The organism is Alcaligenes sp. 13f, assembly GCF_020496585.1.
Classification (GTDB): Bacteria; Pseudomonadota; Gammaproteobacteria; order Burkholderiales; family Burkholderiaceae_B; genus Alcaligenes; species Alcaligenes phenolicus.
In genome coordinates, this window is record NZ_JAHKKC010000015.1 from 76,340 (window position 1) to 91,544 (window position 15,205).

General features: G+C 56.5%; 15 protein-coding genes. All 15 read left to right on the plus strand.

What is annotated here, in order from left to right:
- Nucleotides 1–559: 559 nt before the first annotated feature.
- The 15 genes from rpsB to rnhB all read left to right on the plus strand — a co-directional run bounded on the left by rpsB (nt 560) and on the right by rnhB (nt 15,196).
- Nucleotides 560–1,309, plus strand: a complete 750-nt coding sequence (gene rpsB / locus KOE80_RS13805; RefSeq protein WP_021446553.1) for a 30S ribosomal protein S2 — start codon at nt 560–562, stop codon at nt 1,307–1,309.
- A gap of 111 nt (nt 1,310–1,420) precedes the next feature.
- The gene (gene tsf / locus KOE80_RS13810; protein WP_009457016.1) at nt 1,421–2,299 is read left to right on the plus strand and encodes a translation elongation factor Ts; all 879 of its coding nucleotides are present in this window, start codon (nt 1,421–1,423) and stop codon (nt 2,297–2,299) included.
- A 93-nt stretch (nt 2,300–2,392) separates the two neighbouring features.
- The gene (gene pyrH / locus KOE80_RS13815) at nt 2,393–3,109 is read left to right on the plus strand and encodes a UMP kinase (RefSeq protein ID WP_003799741.1); all 717 of its coding nucleotides are present in this window, start codon (nt 2,393–2,395) and stop codon (nt 3,107–3,109) included.
- A 19-nt stretch (nt 3,110–3,128) separates the two neighbouring features.
- Nucleotides 3,129–3,689: a ribosome recycling factor gene (gene frr / locus KOE80_RS13820; RefSeq protein WP_009457015.1), complete on the plus strand. Its 561-nt coding sequence runs from the start codon at nt 3,129–3,131 to the stop codon at nt 3,687–3,689.
- A gap of 25 nt (nt 3,690–3,714) precedes the next feature.
- Nucleotides 3,715–4,479: a polyprenyl diphosphate synthase gene (uppS, locus tag KOE80_RS13825; protein ID WP_060185307.1), complete on the plus strand. Its 765-nt coding sequence runs from the start codon at nt 3,715–3,717 to the stop codon at nt 4,477–4,479.
- Between the two features lie 13 nt (nt 4,480–4,492).
- Nucleotides 4,493–5,347, plus strand: a complete 855-nt coding sequence (locus tag KOE80_RS13830) for a phosphatidate cytidylyltransferase (protein ID WP_035271728.1) — start codon at nt 4,493–4,495, stop codon at nt 5,345–5,347.
- Nucleotides 5,348–5,387: 40 nt separating this feature from the next.
- Complete coding sequence (locus tag KOE80_RS13835; RefSeq protein ID WP_226349373.1) at nt 5,388–6,590, plus strand: 1-deoxy-D-xylulose-5-phosphate reductoisomerase; 1,203 nt, start codon at nt 5,388–5,390, stop codon at nt 6,588–6,590.
- An 11-nt stretch (nt 6,591–6,601) separates the two neighbouring features.
- The gene (gene rseP, locus KOE80_RS13840; RefSeq protein WP_203144560.1) at nt 6,602–7,924 is read left to right on the plus strand and encodes an RIP metalloprotease RseP; all 1,323 of its coding nucleotides are present in this window, start codon (nt 6,602–6,604) and stop codon (nt 7,922–7,924) included.
- 52 nt (nt 7,925–7,976) lie between these two features.
- Nucleotides 7,977–10,319, plus strand: coding sequence for an outer membrane protein assembly factor BamA (gene bamA / locus KOE80_RS13845; RefSeq protein WP_088450081.1), 2,343 nt, complete (start codon nt 7,977–7,979; stop codon nt 10,317–10,319).
- Nucleotides 10,320–10,380: 61 nt separating this feature from the next.
- On the plus strand, nt 10,381–10,935 hold the full coding sequence (locus KOE80_RS13850) for an OmpH family outer membrane protein (protein WP_003799754.1): 555 nt from the start codon (nt 10,381–10,383) through the stop codon (nt 10,933–10,935).
- 6 nt (nt 10,936–10,941) lie between these two features.
- Nucleotides 10,942–12,075, plus strand: a complete 1,134-nt coding sequence (lpxD, locus tag KOE80_RS13855; RefSeq protein ID WP_035271721.1) for a UDP-3-O-(3-hydroxymyristoyl)glucosamine N-acyltransferase — start codon at nt 10,942–10,944, stop codon at nt 12,073–12,075.
- A gap of 12 nt (nt 12,076–12,087) precedes the next feature.
- Nucleotides 12,088–12,543, plus strand: a complete 456-nt coding sequence (gene fabZ, locus KOE80_RS13860; protein ID WP_003799758.1) for a 3-hydroxyacyl-ACP dehydratase FabZ — start codon at nt 12,088–12,090, stop codon at nt 12,541–12,543.
- 3 nt (nt 12,544–12,546) lie between these two features.
- Nucleotides 12,547–13,335 carry an acyl-ACP--UDP-N-acetylglucosamine O-acyltransferase gene (gene lpxA, locus KOE80_RS13865; RefSeq protein WP_226349374.1) on the plus strand — a complete coding sequence of 263 codons (789 nt, stop codon included), beginning with the start codon at nt 12,547–12,549 and terminating at the stop codon, nt 13,333–13,335.
- Nucleotides 13,336–13,412: 77 nt separating this feature from the next.
- Nucleotides 13,413–14,594, plus strand: a complete 1,182-nt coding sequence (gene lpxB, locus KOE80_RS13870) for a lipid-A-disaccharide synthase (protein ID WP_226349383.1) — start codon at nt 13,413–13,415, stop codon at nt 14,592–14,594.
- Nucleotides 14,591–15,196 (plus strand): ribonuclease HII, encoded by a 606-nt coding sequence (rnhB, locus tag KOE80_RS13875; RefSeq protein ID WP_060185107.1) that lies wholly within the window; start codon nt 14,591–14,593, stop codon nt 15,194–15,196. Before lpxB ends, rnhB begins: the two co-directional genes overlap by 4 nt.
- Nucleotides 15,197–15,205 lie beyond the last annotated feature (9 nt).

Consider the following 15,205-nt stretch of genomic DNA (forward strand, 5'->3'; position numbering starts at 1 on the left):
CTGGCGGCTTCCAAGCAAGGCGGTGTCAGGCAGCGCAAGAAGCTGTTTACCGCATTAAATCTAGGTTCTCCTGGGTTGACCGGCTTTTCTCAGGCTTTCTGAATCTTCAGAACTGATGAGTCAAGCAAGGGGTCAGGACAGTCTGCTCCAAGATTGAAAAAAACGCCTCAGGGCGCTGCGAGCCAGCAAAAACACGCAAAATTCACAACGAATACAGGGTCAGCACGATCACAAGCGTTGCAAAAGCAACATGGGCAGCAGCCCGGTTCTTGTTCGACAGAGGCTGACCAGGCAATCCTCTAGGATACACCTGCGAACAGTACCCTGTATGCAGGCGGTAGCCAGAAAAGTTTCAGGCTCGGGCCCGGATGGCAGATATCTTGTCTGCCTGCAGGCGTGAGTCCGTTGCAGTGCAGGCGTTCGCTCATGTTGGGCAACGTTTTTATGTTTTAAGTTGTAAATCGCGTGACTGTCCGTCTCGGGGTGTCTGGAATGCAGCACAGGCTGCGGCCCTTACCGGATACCGGGCAGTTACAAGACCAAACCCTTGGAGAACTTTATGTCTTTAATGCGTGAAATGCTGGAAGCTGGTGTGCACTTTGGCCACCAAACCCGTTACTGGAACCCCAAGATGGCTCCGTTCATCTTCGGTCAGCGTAACAACATCCACATCATCAACCTGGAAAAAACGGTTGTTCAGTACGAAGAAGCAACCAAATTCGTGCGTCAACTGGCTGCCCGTGGTGGCAACGTGCTGTTTGTAGGCACCAAGCGCGCTGCTCGCGAACTGGTGGCTGCTGAGGCCGAACGTTGCGGCATGCCTTACGTCGACAGCCGCTGGTTGGGTGGCATGATGACCAACTTCAAAACGGTCAAGACTTCCATCAAGCGTCTGAAGGAAATGGAAGCTCAGATGGCTGAAGGCCGTCTGGAAACCATGAGCAAGAAAGAAGCCTTGATGTTCGAACGCGAACTGGAAAAGCTGAACAAGGCCATCGGCGGTATCAAGGACATGAACAATCTGCCTGACGCCCTGTTCGTGATCGACGTTGGCTACCACAAGATTGCCGTGGCTGAAGCCCGCACTCTGGGTATCCCCGTGGTGGCCGTGGTTGATACCAACCACTCGCCAGAAGGTCTGGATTACGTGATCCCTGGTAACGATGACTCGGCCAAGGCTATCGCTCTGTACGCCCGTGGCATGGCTGACGCCGTGCTGGCTGGCCGCGAACAGAACCTGAACGGTCTGGTTGAAGAAATCGCCGCTGACGAAGAGTTCGTCGAAGTTCAGGCTGACACCCAGGAGTAACAGGCTCACCGCTGTCTGCCAGACACCATCAGTTGTCATGGCAGACAGCTACAGTGACCCTTCGTATCGCCCCGGCTTGCCGGGGCATGTTCTACAGAATTGGAGAAAACCGTGGCTCAAATCACCGCATCGATGGTTAAAGAATTGCGCGAGAAAACCGACGCGCCCATGATGGAATGCAAAAAAGCACTGACCGAAGCCGACGGCGATATGGCACGTGCTGAAGAAATCTTGCGCGTGAAGCTGGGCAGCAAGGCTAGCAAAGCAGCTACCCGCGTTACCGCTGAAGGCCTGGTTTCTGTTTACATCGCTGACGATGCCAAGACCGGCTCCGTAGTTGAAGTTAACTGCGAAACCGACTTTGTTGCCAAGAACGATGACTTCATCGGCTTTATCAACGACGTCGCCCAACTGGTCGCCAAGAACAACCCGGCAGATCTGGCCGCTTTGGCTGAACTGCCACTGGCCGACAGCAATGTCGAGACCGTGCGCGCTGCTCTGGTTGGCAAAATTGGTGAAAACATCTCGATCCGTCGCTTCCAGCGCTACGAAACAGCCGGCCAACTGGCCAGCTACGTTCACGGTGGCAAGATCGGCGTATTGGTTGATTTCGCCGGTGGCGACGAAGAAGTGGGTAAAGACCTGGCCATGCACATCGCCGCGACTCGTCCTAAAGCAATGGACGCTTCGGGTGTTGACGCTGCCGAGATCGAAGCCGAGCGCTCCGTGGCTGCTCAGAAAGCCGCTGAATCCGGCAAACCTGCTGACATCGTCACCAAAATGGTTGACGGCGCTGTTGCCAAGTTCCTGAAAGAAGTGACTCTGCTGAGCCAGCCTTTCGTCAAGAACGACAAGCAAAGCGTGCAGCAAATGCTGGACGAGAAAAAAGCATCGATCGCTGGCTTTACCCTGTACGTTGTGGGTGAAGGCATTGAGAAGCGTGTTGAAGATTTCGCCGCTGAGGTAGCTGCTGCTGCCGGCCAAGCCTAATCTAGCTTGTTTTTTCAGGGCAGGCACCGTAGTGGCGGTGCCTGCCCTGCTGCTTTACACTCTCTTCTGTCTTCGTCACTTGGAATCCCACCCATGACTACCCCTCATTACAAACGTGTTCTGTTGAAGCTCTCCGGCGAAGCGCTGATGGGCGAGGACTCGTTCGGTATTAATCGCAGCACAATCATTCGCATGACGGAGGAGATCGCCCAGGTTGCCCAGTTGGGGGTACAGCTGGCTATCGTGATTGGCGGGGGCAATATCTTTCGCGGCATCGCTCCAGGTGCCCAGGGCATGGATCGTGCGACAGCCGACTACATGGGCATGATGGCTACCGTCATGAATGCGCTGGCCTTGCAAGATGCCTTGAAGCACCGTGGCCTGGATGCCCGTGTGCAATCTGCCCTGAATATTGAGCAGGTCGTAGAGCCTTACATTCGTCCCAAGGCACTGCGTTACCTGGAAGAAAACAAAGTTGTTATTTTTGCAGCCGGTACGGGCAACCCGTTCTTTACTACCGATACGGCAGCAGCCTTGCGCGGCGCCGAAGTGGGTGCGGAAATCGTACTGAAAGCGACCAAAGTCGACGGCATCTACAGTGCCGATCCCAATAAAGATCCAGGTGCGACGCGTTACTCGCGTATCAGCTTTGATGAGGCTATCGTACGCCGTCTGGAAGTGATGGACGCGACCGCCTTTGCCTTGTGTCGCGATCAGAAACTGCCGATCAAAGTGTTCTCCATCAACAAGCCCGGCGCCTTGACGCGCGCGGTCTCTGGTGAAGATGAAGGCACCCTGGTTCACGTTTAAAGTTATAGGAATTTAGTCCATGAGTCTTTCCGAGATTAAAGCATCGACCGACAGCCGGATGGGTAAGTCCCTCGAGTCTCTCAAGACAGGCCTGGCCAAAATTCGCACTGGCCGTGCTACTGCAGGCTTGCTCGATCACATTCAGGTTGAGTACTACGGCTCCATGGTGCCGGTCAGCCAGGTGGGCAACATCACGGTGGTGGATGCTCGCACGCTGAACGTGCAAGTGTGGGAAAAGCATATGGCTGGCCCGATTGAAAAAGCCATTCGTGATAACGAGCTGGGTCTGAACCCCATCTCGATGGGCGAGAGCATTCGTGTGCCCATGCCTGCGCTGACCGAAGAGCGCCGTCGCGATCTGGCCAAAGTGGTGCGTGGCGAAGGCGAAGATGCCAAGGTCGCCATTCGCAACCTGCGTCGTGACGCCAATGACACGCTCAAAAAGCAAGTCAAGGACAAGGAAATCTCCGAGGACGACGAGCGTCGCGCCCAGGACGAAATCCAGAAGCTGACCGACAAGTATGTGGCTGAAGTCGACAAGCTGATCGCCCAGAAAGAAGCCGAGATCATGACGGTCTAACGGCTTTTGCACAGGTGGCTAGGTGATTTCTTTCAGTTCTACCCAAACTATTCCGGAACACGGTCAGGTTCCTGGCCACCTGGCGATTGTCATGGACGGCAATGGACGATGGGCAACCCGTCGTCTTTTGCCACGCACGGCAGGGCACTTGCGTGGTGTGCAAACCGTCCGGCGTGTTGTCGAGGCCTGTGGCGAGCTCGGCGTGCGTTATTTGACCCTGTTTGCGTTCAGCTCCGAGAACTGGCGACGCCCTCCTGAAGAGGTGTCTCTGTTGATGGGGCTGTTCGTCAAGATGCTGCAAAAAGAAGTGGCAACACTGAAAAAAAACGGCGTCCGACTTCATATTATTGGTGAGCTATCCGCATTTAGCGAAGAATTGCGCGGGCTGATTGCCGACGCAGAAGAACAAACGCGTGATAACGACACCTTGCATTTGACGATTGCCGCCAATTACGGTGGTCGTTGGGATATTTTGCAGGCGACCCGAAAGGCCTTGGCTGCCAATCCCCATTTGGTCGATCATCCCGAACAACTGGATGAGGCCATGTTCAGTCCCTATTTGGCGATGTCTTACGCCCCCGAACCGGATTTGTTCATCCGCACGGGCGGAGAGCGCCGCATTTCCAATTTTTTGATCTGGCAGATGGCCTATACCGAACTGTACTTTACAGACGCGTACTGGCCGGATTTTGACCGGGCGCAGCTGGAGCAGGCCTTCGAGTGGTATCGTGGGCGCGAGCGGCGCTTTGGGCGCACCAGTGCCCAGGTGCAGGGTAGCCCCGCGCCTTGACGGAGCCTTATCTATGTTGAAACAACGTGTCATCACCGCCCTGATCCTGCTGGTCATTCTGGGCGCGGCCATGCTTGCCCCCGTGCGCTGGCCATTGCTGGCTATTTTTGTCCTGATGAGTACGCTGGCTTGCTGGGAATGGGAGCGCCTGAGCCTGTCCCAGGAGCAGCAGCGTTGGGCCTGGCCCCTGGCCTTGCTTAACGGTGCCTTGATGCTGTGGCTAAGCGTGCACTGGTATCACACCGGCCCGCAAGGGCAGGCGGCTGATTTGGTCTACCGTGGTCTGGTGCCCCTGATGGCGGCCTTGTGGGTCGTAGGCGCTACCGGGCTGGTACTGCAAGGTCAGGCCACACAGCGTGCACAAGGCGTCTTGCTTAGCGTGATGGGTGTGCTCGCTCCTTTGGTCGCCTGGGCCAGCCTGTATCTGTTTCTGCATACACAGGGCATTGTTTACGTGCTCTCCTTGCTGGTCCTGATCTGGGTGGCAGACATCGCTGCTTACTTCGCTGGACGTGCCTTCGGTAAAGCCAAGCTGGCCCCGCGTGTCAGCCCTGGCAAGACCTGGGCCGGAGCGCTCGGTGGTATGGTTGCCGCTGCTGCATGGATGTTGATCAGCGCAAATTGGGCCGGCAGTTTCGGCGCCGATGTGCTGCAGCGCTGGGGCTGGGTCGCCACGGCTGCTTTGGGTGTTGCTCTGGCGGCCCTCTCTATCGTGGGTGATTTGTTTGAGTCCCTGCTCAAGCGCCGTGCCGCTGTTAAAGATTCCAGTCAATTATTGCCCGGCCATGGTGGGGTGTACGACCGTATCGACGCCTTGCTGCCGGTTGCTCCCGTGGCCTTGCTGTTAAGTGGGGCGTGGCTCTTTTAGTCCTGCGTGGATTCAAAGTGTTTGCGTCAAGGAAGAACTCATGAGTTTCCAGCATGTTTGTGTGTTAGGAGCCACTGGCTCTATTGGTATCAGCACACTGGATGTGATTGCTCGTCATCCTGATCGGATGGCGGTTTATGCCGTGAGCGGCCACACTCGTATGGAGCTGTTGGCCGAGCAAGCTCGTGACAGCGCAGCCCGTGTTGTCCTCGTGCCGGATGAAGCCGCGCGTAGCCGCTTTCTGGCCGCGTGGCAGGGCGGTGCCTTGCCGGAGATTCGGGTAGGTGCTCAGGCGCTGGCCGACACGGCTGCCGATCCGCAAGTCACTACCGTCATGGCCGCGATTATCGGCGCCGCAGGTTTGCCCTCGGCCCTGGCCGCTGCACGTGCCGGCAAGCGTGTGCTGCTGGCTAATAAAGAAGCGCTGGTTGCTGCGGGTCGTATCTTCATGCAAGCCGTGCAAGAGGGCGGGGCGCAGTTGATGCCCATTGACTCTGAGCACAGCGCCATCTACCAATGCCTGGCGGGTGAGCTGCCGCCGGAACCTGGTCAGCCAGTTGCGGCTCTGCGCCGTCTTTTGGTAACCGCTTCCGGGGGACCTTTCCGCTCGCGCAATCTGTCCGAGCTGGAGGGAGTGACACCCGAGCAGGCCTGCGCGCATCCTAACTGGAGCATGGGCCGCAAAATTTCGGTGGACTCGGCCACCATGCTGAATAAAGGTCTGGAAGTCATCGAGGCGCATTGGCTGTTTTCAGTGCCTGTTGACCAGATTGATGTGGTGGTGCATCCGCAAAGCGTGATTCACTCCATGGTCGAGTACATAGACGGTTCCGTCATGGCGCAATTGGGTCAGCCTGACATGCGTACGGCGATTGCCTACGGTCTGGGCTTTCCGGAGCGTTTGTATAGCGGCGTAGGCTTGCTGGATCTGGCCACAATGGGACGTCTGGATTTTGAGCAGCCTGATTTTCTGCGTTTCCCCTGTCTGCGACTGGCCTATGATGCCTTGCGCAGCAGTCAGGCCGCCTGCGTGACCTTGAACGCCGCCAATGAAATCGCCGTAGACCGCTTCCTGGAACGGCAGATTGGCTATACTCAGATTCCGGCTGTGATCGAGCATTGCCTGGACAAGCTCAATGGCCATGCCAGCCAGGCCTTGGATGCTCTGGACGGGGTCTTGGAGCTCGATAGCGAAACCCGTTCGCTGGCGCTGGATTACTGCCGAAGCTCTGCGCGTATTTAACAGGACTTAACATGCTCTTTACCGTGCTGGCTTTCTTGGTAGCGTTGGGCGTGCTGGTGACCTTTCACGAGCTGGGTCACTACTGGGTGGCCCGTCGTTGCGGGGTGCGGGTAGAGCGGTTTTCGATTGGTTTTGGCAAGGTGCTGTACCGCCGTTTTGACAAGAATGGTACCGAATGGGCCGTCTCGGCCTTGCCCTTGGGCGGCTACGTCGCCATGCAAAATGATCCGCCTGCTCATGCCACGCAGGCCCAGATCGACGAATCTTTCAACCACAAACCCCTGCGACAACGCGCCGCGATTGTGCTGGCCGGCCCGATGGCCAACCTGATTCTGGCCGTGGTGATCTATGCCTTTGTGGGTTTGTTGGGTACTCAAGAACCTATTGCGCAAATTGGCCCCGTTCCAGAAGGGACACCCGCCGCACAAGCTGGTTTCGAGGCAGGAGATCGCCTGATCTCTGTCGATGGCAAGCCGGTGGACTCCTGGTTGCAGGCGCGTTGGGCCTTTATGGACGCCTTGTCCTCGGGCGGCGAGCTGGAAGTGGGCGTCAAGGACACGCTTGGACAGGAACAAAATCGTTACTTGAGATTACCGGCGGGCGAGATTTTGCCAGACGGGCAGGACTTGATGGCCCAGGCAGGATTGGTACTGCGTCCGGCGCGATCCATCGTCCAAGAGGTGTTTAAAGATACGGCAGCCGAACAGGCAGGCCTGCGGGAGGATGACCTTATTGTCCGGCTGGATGATTTGATCGAGCCCGGGATCACGGCTTTCGTTCAAAAGGTGCAACAATCCGCAGGCAAGACACTGGAGCTTGACGTGCTGCGGGACGGCGAAATTCAACGCCTGCTCCTCACTCCTGAAGGTGATGCCAATGCGCAGGGGCGTATCGGTGCAAAAGTGGCTATGGATATGCCCATGACACTGGTGCGTTATGGGCCGATCGAGAGCGTGGAACGCGGATTTACCCGTACCGGGCAGACTTTCTGGTTCTCTTTGAAGATGATCGGGCGCATGATTACGGGGGAAGTCTCTGTACGTAATGTCAGCGGGCCGGTTACTATTGCGGATTATGCGGGCCAGACAGCACGTATTGGCTTGATCGCCTACCTGAATTTCCTGGCCCTGATCAGTATTAGCATCGGTTTACTGAATTTGTTACCCGTACCTATGTTGGACGGGGGGCATCTACTGTACTATGCCATCGAAGCTGTGCGCGGCAAGCCCGCTTCGGAGCGTATGATGCTTGTCGGTCAGCGCCTGGGCCTGGCCTTGTTGGCCCTGCTGATGAGTATTGCTTTTTTTAATGACATCACCCGCCTTTTCAGTTGAGGGCGGGTGGCATACAATTTCCAACCATTTGACCGACCAAGGATTGTCCAGGATGTCGTTTAGCCGGAAACCTACTTTTGCGTTGCGTGTTCTGCCCGTATTGGTGGCAAGTCTGCTTGCTCCCGCCTTGGCGAATGCATTTGCACCGTTTGTCGTGCGCGATATTCAAGTCAACGGCATCCAGCGGGTCGACCCCGGCGCCGTGTTCTCGTCCCTGCCTGTCAAGGTCGGTGAGTCCTTCTCGGAAGAGCAGGCCGCAGACGCGATTCAGCGTTTGTACGCCACGGGCTTTTTCAGCGACGTGCAAATTGACACCAGCACCAACGTGCTGATCGTCAACGTCAAAGAGCGTCCAACCATCGCGTCGGTGTCCTTTAATGGCATGCGCGAGTTCGATGCGAAGAATATTACCAACTCCCTGGCTCAGGTAGGCTTTGGAGAAGGCCGGGTTTTTGACCGTTCCATGCTGGAACGGGCCGAATTCGAGCTGAAACAACAATACTTGTCCAAGGGCAAGTACGGTGTGGAAATCACACCTATCATCACGCCTTTGCCACGTAACCGCGTCGGTGTCAGCTTTGACATTTTTGAAGGCGGTCTGGCCAAGATCAAGGAAATCCGCATCGTCGGTACGGAAGCCGTCTCGCAAGGTGACTTGCTCGATCAGATGGAGTTGACGACTTCGGGCATGATGACCTGGTACACCGGTACCGATAAATACTCCCGCGAGAAGCTGGAAGGCGATATGGAGCGCATCCGCTCCTACTACCTGAACCGCGGCTTTCTGGAGTACTCCGCCGAGGCACCTCAGGTTTCGATTTCCCCGGACCGCAAAGATATTTTCATCACCTTGACCATCCACGAAGGCCAGCCTTACAAGCTGAGCAGTGTCAAGCTGGCGGGTGATCTGCTGGGTCTGGAGGACAAGATCCAGCCTCTGGTCCAGCAGAAAGAAGGCGAGGTCTTCTCCTCGGACAAAACCAGCGCCACTGTGAAATCGATTACCGAGTACTTGGGCGGCCTGGGTTATGCGTTTGCCAATGCCAATCCGAATCCGGTTCTGGATCGCGAAAATCACACCGCTGACTTGACCTTCTACGTCGATCCCGGTCGTCGCGTGTATGTGCGTCGTATCGAGGTAGGCGGAAACGTCCGTACTCGTGATGAAGTGGTACGCCGTGAAATGCGTCAGCAAGAAGCGGCCTGGTATGACTCGGACGCCATCAAGTTCTCGCGTGACCGTATTGACCGTCTGGGCTACTTCAATGAAGTGGACGTGAACACCAAACCTGTGCCCGGTTCGCCTGACCAGGTCGACGTAAACGTGGACGTGAAAGAAAAGCCCACCGGCTTGGTTAACCTGGGTATTGGTTACGGCTCCACTGACAAGTTGATGTTGTCGGCAGGTATCAGCCAGGACAACATCTTCGGTAGTGGTAATAGTCTGTCCTTGCAGGTCAATACCAGTAAGGTGAACCGTGCGGCGGTGATCAGCCACACCAATCCTTTCTGGACTGGCGACGGCATCAGCAAAACCACCTCGATTTACTACCGTCGTACCACGCCTTACCAGTCCAATGATGGTTGGGGTGATTACCAGAACACCGCCATCGGTGCCGGCTTGAACTTCGGTGTGCCAATCTCCGAGTTCGACCGTGTGTTCATGGGCGTGAACTTCGAGCACAACAAGCTCTCTCGCCTCAGCCCCCAGTACACGCCACGTGCCTACCAGGATTACGTGAATGAGTACGGTGAAGGCACAAATACCTTTATTTTCAACCTGGGTTGGTCTAAGGACACCCGTGACAGCGCAATTGCTCCCAACAAGGGCAGCTTGACCAGCCTGTCGGCGGATATGGGGACGATGGACCTGCGCTACTACATGCTGCGCGCCAGCCACCAGCATTACATTCCCTTGGGCCGTGCCTACACGCTGGCTCTGAATGGTGCCATTGATTATGGTCGCAGCATCGGTGGCAAGAGCTTCCCGGTTATCAAGAACGTCTATGCCGGTGGTATCGGTTCGGTACGTGGCTATGAAGGCGCATCCTTGGGTGGTCGCGATACCTTGACGGGTGACTACCTGGGTGGTTCGCGTCGAATGATCGCCAACGCCCAGCTGTACCTGCCATTCCCCGGTGCCTCACGTGACCGCACGTTGCGTTGGTTCGTCTTTGCCGATGCCGGCAAAGTGGACAACACCAGCGGTGGTTGCCCAATGGGTCGCCCTGATCGTCTGTCGGAAGACCCATGCGGTTGGAAGTACGCTGCTGGTCTGGGCTTGTCGTGGGAATCCCCACTCGGTCCTCTGCAGTTGTCCTACGGTCGCGCCTTGCGCGCCAAGGAAGGTGACGACAAACAAGCCTTCCAGTTCCAGATTGGTACCGCTTTCTGATGTTCGTGTTTAGTGGCACAATTGCACTATTCTGCAGCCTAATTAGCAAGGTAGATTTTTCATGAAGTCAAACATCGCATTAAAACTTACAAACATCGCCCGCAGCTTGTCGCGTGGCAATAAAGCGCTCGTTCTGGCTGCCGCGCTGGGTGTCGGCGCCATGACCGCTGCACCTGTTGTTCAGGCACAGACCAAAATCGGTTTTGTCAGCACAGAGCGTATCTTGCGTGATTCCAAGCCCGCCAAAGCTGCCCAGACCAAAATCGAAGCAGAATTCAAGCGTCGCGACGAAGAGCTGGAGCGCATGGCCAACAACCTGCGTTCGCAAGCTCAAAAGTTCGACAAGGACGCTCCTGTGCTGTCCGAGTCCGACCGTGTGAAGCGTCAGCGTCAGCTGGCTGATCTGGATTCCGACTTGCAGCGCAAGCGTCGCGAATTCCAGGAAGACTTCAACCGTCGCCGCAACGAAGAGTTCTCGGCCATTGTTGAGCAGGCTGATGCCGCCATCAAGCGTATTGCTGACTCCCAAGGCTACGACCTGATCATTCAGGACGCCGTTACGGTTAGCCCACGTGTGGACATCACCGAGGAAGTTCTGAAAGCACTGGGCGGTTGATGCACTATGCCGGTATTGCTGAACGTTGATCAGGCTGTACAGCTGTCTGAACTCATAGACGCCATCAACAAGACCGGACTGGATTGCAAGCTGCCAGAAGGCATTAAAGAGCCTATGCCCCGGATTCGGGGCCTAGGCTCTTTGCTTTCTGCGGGCCCGGAGGAAATCAGCTTTCTGTCCAATCCCAAGATGCAGGATCTGCTGGAGCAGACCTCTGCTGCGGTGGTGATTCTGACACCACAAGTCTATGAAAGTCTGGGCTTTGCACCGTCTTTTATCCCGGTTTTGTGCTCGCAACCTTATCTGATGTACGCGCTGCTGGCACAACGTTTTGATCAGGTACGCATGGCGGATTTGCCCCAGGGCATTCATCCCAGTGCGGTGATTGATGCCAGCGCTGAGTTGGGCGAAGGTGTGTCGGTCGGGCCATTCTGTGTGATCGAGGCCGGTGTCAAGATCGGACGGGGCACCCGTTTGGGCGCGCATTGCGTAATTGGCGCAGGCTCCACCTTGGGTCAGGACTGCTTGCTGCACGCACGCGTCACTCTTTACCATCAGGTGCATATTGGCGCACGCGCCATTCTGCATTCGGGTGTGGTGCTGGGCGCGGACGGTTTTGGCTTCGCACCGGATCCCGTGAAAGGGAAGGGGGCGTGGGCCAAGATCGCGCAGATCGGTCATGTACGTATTGGTGACGATGTTGAAATCGGTGCCAATACGACGGTGGACCGTGGCGCACTGGACGACACGGTGCTGGCCAACGGCGTCAAGCTGGATAACCAGATCATGATCGGTCATAACGTGCAGGTCGGTGAACATACCGCCATGGCGGCGTGTGTGGGGGTGGCCGGCTCTACCCAGATCGGGGCACGTTGTACGATTGCCGGGGCAGCCATGCTCTCGGGACACCTGGTTCTGGGGGACGACGTACACGTCTCTGGCGGTACGGCTGTTACCTCCAACATCAGCCAGCCCGGACGTTATACCGGGGTTTATCCCTTTGCAGGACACCAGGACTGGCAGAAAAATGCTGCCGTGTTGGGACAATTGAGCGGTTTGCGCCGTCGCCTGCGTTCTTTGGAACGTCAGCAGGCGGATGGAGCGAATGAATCATCTGAACATATCAATAAACAAAAATAAGCAGGACAGGACATGGAACTCGACATTCGACAAATTATGGATCGCCTCCCTCATCGTTACCCGATGCTGCTGGTCGATCGCGTCTTGGAACTGGTGCCCGGCAAGAGCATCGTCGCCATTAAAAACGTGTCGATGAATGAACCCTTTTTTACAGGTCACTTTCCGCACATGCCGGTGATGCCTGGGGTCTTGATCATTGAAGCCATGGCTCAGGCAGCCGCACTGTTCTCTTTTACCGATCCCGAGGATCCGTACGCCAAAGTGGACAACAAACTGGCCTATTACCTGGTCGGTGTGGATGGCGCGCGTTTCCGCAAGCCCGTGATGCCAGGCGATCAGTTGCGTCTGGAAGTGACGGCTGACCGCATCAGCCGCGCTTTGTGCAAGTACACAGGCCGCGCCCTGGTCGATGGCCAAGTGGTTGCCGAAGCCAAAATTATGTGTGCTATCCGTCAATTGGAAGAATAGTTTATGCGTATTCATGAAACGGCCATCATCGAAGCAGGCGCTCAGCTTGCAGATGATGTCGAGGTCGGGCCTTACAGCATTATCGGGCCCAATGTCACGATAGGGGCGGGCACCAAAGTGGGCCCTCACTGCGTGATAGATGGCGTGACCACGATTGGTCGCAACAACCATTTCTACCGTTTCTGCTCCATCGGGGGCATGCCGCAGGACAAGAAGTACGCTGGAGAACCGACTCGCCTGGAAATCGGCGATGGCAATATGGTTCGTGAATACGTCACCATCAACACCGGCACGGTGCAGGATGTGGGCGTGACCCGTGTTGGCAATGACAACTGGATCATGGCTTACACCCACATTGCTCACGATTGCCAGATTGGCAATCACACGATTATTGCCAATAGCGTCCAGCTGGGCGGCCACGTACATATTGGCGATTGGGCCATTCTGGGCGGTTTGACTGCCGTGCACCAGTTCGGTCGTATCGGTGCGCACAGCATGATTGGTGGTACCAGTTCGGTGCGTCAGGATATTCCTCCTTACGTCATCGGTGCGGGCGATCCTTTCCGTCCTGTCGGTGTCAATAGTGAAGGCTTGGGCCGTCGCAACTTTTCGGCTGAAGCGATTTCGGCGGTGAAGGAAAGCTACAAGCTGCTGTATCGTCGCAAGTTGACGGTGGAGCAGGCGGTAGAGCAAATGCAAGTTTTGCAGGAAACGCAGCCTGACTGCCGTGCCGCGGTTCAGGTCATGATCGACTTCTTGAATGACTCCAGCCGGGGTATTTGCCGACCATGAGCAGCGCCTCCAGCCCATTAGCGGCACGTTCAGACGGGTCGGGGCAAACAGGGGCCAAGCGGGATCTGCGTATAGGAATGGTGGCCGGGGAGCCGTCTGGCGACTTGCTGGCGGCTCGCATCATTCAAGGGCTGCGCCAGGGCAATCCTGGCGTGCAGGTAGAAGGCATAGGTGGCCCCGAGATGGCCGCCCAGCAATTCCACCAATACTATCCCATGGACGCCTTGACGGTATTTGGTTACGTCGAGGCGCTCAAACGTATTCCGGGTCTGGTCTCCACCTATTTGGGCATGCGCAATCAATGGTTGCGGCAACGTCCCGATGTGTTTGTGGGCATTGACGCCCCGGACTTCAATCTGCGCCTGGAGCATCGTTTGCGTCAGGCTGGTGTGCCTACGGTGCACTTTGTGGGGCCCTCGATCTGGGCCTGGCGCTACGAGCGTATCCACAAAATCCGCGAAGCGGTTTCCCATATGCTGGTGCTGTTTCCTTTCGAGACGGAGATCTATGAAAAGGAAGGCATTCCGGTGACCTATGTGGGTCATCCCTTGGCAGCGAATATCCCTTTGCAGCCGGACAAGGCCGACGCTCGTCGTCGCCTGGGTTTGCCCGAGACGGGTCGTATTCTGGGCGTGTTGCCTGGCAGCCGCTCCTCCGAGGTCAAGATGCTGTCGCCGCGCTTTTTGCAGGCCGTACAGATCTTGCAGGACCAGGATCCGGATCTGATGATTCTGGTGCCCATGGTCAATCCCAAGCGCCGTCAGGAATTTGAAGAGGCTCTGGTTCAGCATCCTATCCGTAACTTGCACATTATTGATGCCAACACATCGGGTATTCGTCAGCCGGATTCGGAAGGAGTGGTCCGTCCACCCGCCTGGACGGTGATGGAGGCCAGTGACGCGGTGCTGGTGGCCAGCGGTACCGCCAGCCTGGAAACGGCCTTGTACAAGCGTCCTATGGTTATTTCGTATGTGCTCAGCCCCATGATGGAGCGCATCATACGTTGGAAGTCCGGCCAGGACAGGCCGTATGTGCCTTGGGTGGGCTTGCCTAATGTGCTGGCTCGCGATTTTGTCGTGCCCGAGCTGCTGCAAGAAGATGCCGAACCTCAGAAGCTGGCGCAGGAGTGCTGGAAAGCCTTGAGCGATCAGGAGTATGTGGCTCATATCGAGCAGGTCTTTACCGAGATGCATTTAACCTTGCGTCGGGATACCCCCGCCTTGGCGGCCGAGGTCATTTTGAATATGGCGCGTGCATGAAGCAGCTGGATTTATTAGTCAGTGATGTCTCGGCAGGTTTGGTGGCGGGGCTGGACGAAGCAGGGCGTGGTCCCTTGGCCGGTCCCGTTTTTGCCGCTGCTGTGATTCTGGACCCGAACAATCCCATTGAAGGCCTGAATGACTCCAAGAAGCTGACCGCCAAGCGCCGTGAAGCCCTGGCTGTGTTGATCAAGGAAAGAGCCTTAGCCTGGGAAATTGCCAGCGCTAGTGTGGCAGAAATTGATGACATCAATATCTTGCACGCGGCCATGTTGGCGATGCAACGAGCCTGTAATGGCCTGAGCATCAAACCCGAACAAGCCTTGGTGGATGGCAATCGCATTCCAGGCGGCCTGTGTTGCCCCGCAGAAGCCATCATCAAGGGTGACGCCAGCCATGCCGCCATTGCGGCCGCATCGATTTTGGCCAAAACAGCGCGGGATGCGGTCTGCCTGGAATTGCACCGAGACTATCCCGAATACGGTTTCGACCAGCATAAAGGCTACGGGACGGCCTTGCATTTGGATCGTTTGTCCCAGCACGGGCCTTGTCCCGAGCATCGTCGAAGTTTCGCGCCGGTACGCGCATCTTTAGTTAGGTAAGTTCAAGAC

Bases quoted from the DNA above. Each gene is read 5' to 3' on its own strand.
- lpxA (WP_226349374.1), top strand. From the start codon at position 12,547: ATGCGTATTCATGAAACGGCCATCATCGAAGCAGGCGCTCAGCTTGCA.
- KOE80_RS13850 (WP_003799754.1), top strand. From the start codon at position 10,381: ATGAAGTCAAACATCGCATTAAAACTTACAAACATCGCCCGCAGCTTG.
- fabZ (WP_003799758.1), top strand. From the start codon at position 12,088: ATGGAACTCGACATTCGACAAATTATGGATCGCCTCCCTCATCGTTAC.
- KOE80_RS13835 (WP_226349373.1), top strand. From the start codon at position 5,388: ATGAGTTTCCAGCATGTTTGTGTGTTAGGAGCCACTGGCTCTATTGGT.
- bamA (WP_088450081.1), top strand. From the start codon at position 7,977: ATGTCGTTTAGCCGGAAACCTACTTTTGCGTTGCGTGTTCTGCCCGTA.
- lpxD (WP_035271721.1), top strand. From the start codon at position 10,942: ATGCCGGTATTGCTGAACGTTGATCAGGCTGTACAGCTGTCTGAACTC.
- rseP (WP_203144560.1), top strand. From the start codon at position 6,602: ATGCTCTTTACCGTGCTGGCTTTCTTGGTAGCGTTGGGCGTGCTGGTG.
- frr (WP_009457015.1), top strand. From the start codon at position 3,129: ATGAGTCTTTCCGAGATTAAAGCATCGACCGACAGCCGGATGGGTAAG.
- KOE80_RS13830 (WP_035271728.1), top strand. From the start codon at position 4,493: ATGTTGAAACAACGTGTCATCACCGCCCTGATCCTGCTGGTCATTCTG.
- lpxB (WP_226349383.1), top strand. From the start codon at position 13,413: ATGGTGGCCGGGGAGCCGTCTGGCGACTTGCTGGCGGCTCGCATCATT.
- rpsB (WP_021446553.1), top strand. From the start codon at position 560: ATGTCTTTAATGCGTGAAATGCTGGAAGCTGGTGTGCACTTTGGCCAC.
- pyrH (WP_003799741.1), top strand. From the start codon at position 2,393: ATGACTACCCCTCATTACAAACGTGTTCTGTTGAAGCTCTCCGGCGAA.
- rnhB (WP_060185107.1), top strand. From the start codon at position 14,591: ATGAAGCAGCTGGATTTATTAGTCAGTGATGTCTCGGCAGGTTTGGTG.